Raw genomic sequence first — 1,193 nt, 5'->3', positions numbered from 1 at the left:
GCAGCAGTACGGACTCGACGAGCAGCAGTACGGGTTCGTCTTCGGCGCCGGGGCGGTCGGGCTGATCGTCGCCACGCAGTGCAACGTGCGGCTGCTGCGTCGTTTCAGCCCCGCGCAGGTGCTGGCCGGGGCGCTGGCCGGCGGAGCTCTGGCCGGGCTGGTGCTGCTGCTGTGTGCGATGACCGGCGTCGGAGGGCTGCTCGGCATCCTGCTGCCGCTGTGGCTGGTGCTCGCCTCGGCGGGACTGGCGCTGCCCAACGCCCCGGCGCTGGCGCTCTCCCGGCACGGGGAGACCGCCGGGACGGCCGCGGCGCTGCTGGGCGCGGTGCAGTTCGGCATCGGCGCCGTCGCCGCCCCGGTGGTCGGCATGCTGGGCACCGGAGCGACGGCGATGGCCGCGGTGATCGCCGGCGGGATGGTCATCGCCAACGTCGTCGTGGTGGTGCTGGTGCGCCCCTGGAGGCTGGCGCCCGAGCCGCGCAGCCACGGGGTGCGCTCCGACTGAGCGCGGTGAGCACCGGGGCACAGGGGGCTCCGGCGGGGCCTCGAGGGAGGCGACAGCGTCTCATCTGTTGAACGCTCCTGTGCGTGCCGATACCGTGGAGAGATCCAGGTCACCGGAGTGAGGAGGCGCGATGGGCAGGGAGACGTTCACCGGGGACGTGGCGTTCGAGACGCGCGGCCACCTCGGCATCATCACGCTGAACCGCCCGAAGTCGCTGAACGCCCTCACCCAGCTGATGTGCGAGGCGATCCTCGTCCAGCTCGAGGAATGGGCGGAGGACGACGCCGTCGCCCAGGTGCTGGTCCGCGGCGCGGGGGACACGGGGCTGTCGGCCGGCGGCGACGTGGTCGGCGTGCACCGTGACATGGTCGAGCACCAGGAGGTCGACGGCGGCCCGGTGCTGCCCGACGGCACCCCGGCCTACCAGGCGCACTTCGCCACCGAGGACTTCTGGTCGGCGGAGTACCGGATGAATCTGGCGATCGCCCGCTATCCCAAGCCCTACATCGCCGTGATGGACGGGCTGACCCTCGGCGGCGGAGTGGGGTTGTCGGCCCACGGCAGCCACCGGCTGGTGACCGAGCGCACCCGGGCGGGCATGCCGGAGACGACGATCGGCTTCTCGCCCGACGTCGGCGGCACCCATCTGCTCTCCCGCGCCCCGCACAAGGCGGGTCTGCATGCCGGG

Annotated in this window: 1 protein-coding gene and 1 pseudogene; both read left to right on the top strand. The window is 73.0% G+C overall.

What is annotated here, in order from left to right:
- A pseudogene (locus tag GU5_RS17230) lies at positions 1–505 on the top strand (hypothetical protein); the annotation flags it as partial.
- Positions 506–635: 130 nt separating this feature from the next.
- Positions 636–1,193: enoyl-CoA hydratase/isomerase family protein (locus tag GU5_RS0105570; RefSeq protein ID WP_010524591.1), on the top strand; the 558-nt coding region annotated here is incomplete at its 3' end.

The organism is Nesterenkonia sp. F, from assembly GCF_000220985.1.
Taxonomy (GTDB): domain Bacteria; phylum Actinomycetota; class Actinomycetes; order Actinomycetales; family Micrococcaceae; genus Nesterenkonia.
This window is presented reverse-complemented; position numbering and strand designations above follow the sequence as displayed.